This window comes from Streptomyces recifensis, assembly GCF_002154615.1.
Lineage (GTDB): Bacteria > Actinomycetota > Actinomycetes > Streptomycetales > Streptomycetaceae > Streptomyces > Streptomyces griseoluteus.
On the sequence record NZ_MUNH01000868.1, the window covers coordinates 1 to 1,177 of the forward strand.

The 1,177-nt window shown below is 71.0% G+C and carries 3 protein-coding genes; all 3 read left to right on the forward strand.

Annotated features, from left to right (window positions below; all coding sequences use genetic code 11):
* Positions 1-113: 113 nt before the first annotated feature.
* Positions 114-533, forward strand: a complete 420-nt coding sequence (locus tag CCN33_RS30455; RefSeq protein ID WP_051887871.1) for a roadblock/LC7 domain-containing protein — start codon at positions 114-116, stop codon at positions 531-533.
* Positions 530-877 carry a DUF742 domain-containing protein gene (locus tag CCN33_RS30460; RefSeq protein ID WP_086696503.1) on the forward strand — a complete coding sequence of 116 codons (348 nt, stop codon included), beginning with the start codon at positions 530-532 and terminating at the stop codon, positions 875-877. The genes CCN33_RS30455 and CCN33_RS30460 overlap by 4 nt, the downstream gene beginning before the upstream one ends.
* Positions 858-1,177, forward strand: a 320-nt coding sequence (locus CCN33_RS30465) for a GTP-binding protein (protein ID WP_208622007.1), incomplete at its 3' end; no start/stop codon positions are given. The genes CCN33_RS30460 and CCN33_RS30465, both read left to right, overlap by 20 nt.

Consider the following 1,177-nt stretch of genomic DNA (forward strand, 5'->3'; position numbering starts at 1 on the left):
GGGGGGTGTGGCTGCCGGGCCCGCGCCCGGCAGCCACACCCCCCTCGTGCCCATGAGATTGGAGGAACGGGCCGGTGACCCAACAGCCGGACACCACCGTCCCATCACCCATCATGCAGACCACCGACAACAGCCTCGTCTGGCTACTGCAGAACCTGCTGGAGCAGACGCCCGGTGCCCGGCACGCCCTGGTCCTCTCACGCGACGGCCTCAAGCTGTGCTGGACCCCCGACCTGGCCGCGGACCAGGCCGACCAGCTCGCCGCGATCTGCTCCGGCCTCCAGGCCCTGTCCCACGGCGCGTCCGTGGAGTTCGGCGACGGCTCCGGCGGCGTGCTCCACGCCATGACCGCCTTCCACGGCGGCCTGCTGTGCATCGTCGGCGCCGGTGAGGGCGCGCACCTCGCGGTCGTCGCCGCCGAGGACGCCGACCCCGGCCGCCTCGGTGAGGAGATGACCGGGCTGGTCGACAAGATCGGCGAGCATCTGCGGGCCGCGCCCAGGCAGCCGTTCCAGGGGAGTACCCGGCCGTGACCCGCAAGCCGGTGGACACCGGTGCCCCCGACCGGCTCTACACGGTCACGAACGGACGCAGCAGCGTCGACGACACCCTGGACCTGGTCACGCTCATCGTCGCGGAGTGCCAGCCGGCCACGGGCATGCAGTCGGAGCACAGCCGCATCCTGACCCTGTGCCGGCACCCCACCTCGGTGGTGGAGATCTCCGCCGAGCTGGAACTGCCGATCACGGTCGTCCGCATCCTGCTGGCCGACCTGCTCGACACCGGCCGGATCACCGCACGCCACCCACCCGTGAACCCCTCGCTCCCCGACCCCGCCCTTCTCAAGGAAGTGCTCCATGGGCTCCGCAATCTCTGAGCTGCCCGCCCACCGCACGCCACTGGCCGACGCGGCGGAAACCGGGCTGAAGATCGTCGTCGTGGGCGGCTTCGGCGTCGGCAAGACCACGCTGGTCCGCTCGGTGAGCGAGATCCGGCCGCTGAACACCGAGGAGGTGATGACGGAGGCCGGCGTCGGCATCGACGAGACCAGCGGCGTCGCCGCGAAGTCGACCACCACCGTCGCCTTCGACTTCGGCCGGATCAGCCTCAACGACACCATGGTGCTGTACCTGTTCGGCGCGCCCGGCCAGAAGCGCTTCTGGTTCCTGTGGGACCG

Bases quoted from the DNA above. Each gene is read 5' to 3' on its own strand.
- CCN33_RS30455 (WP_051887871.1), top strand. From the start codon at position 114: ATGCAGACCACCGACAACAGCCTCGTCTGGCTACTGCAGAACCTGCTG.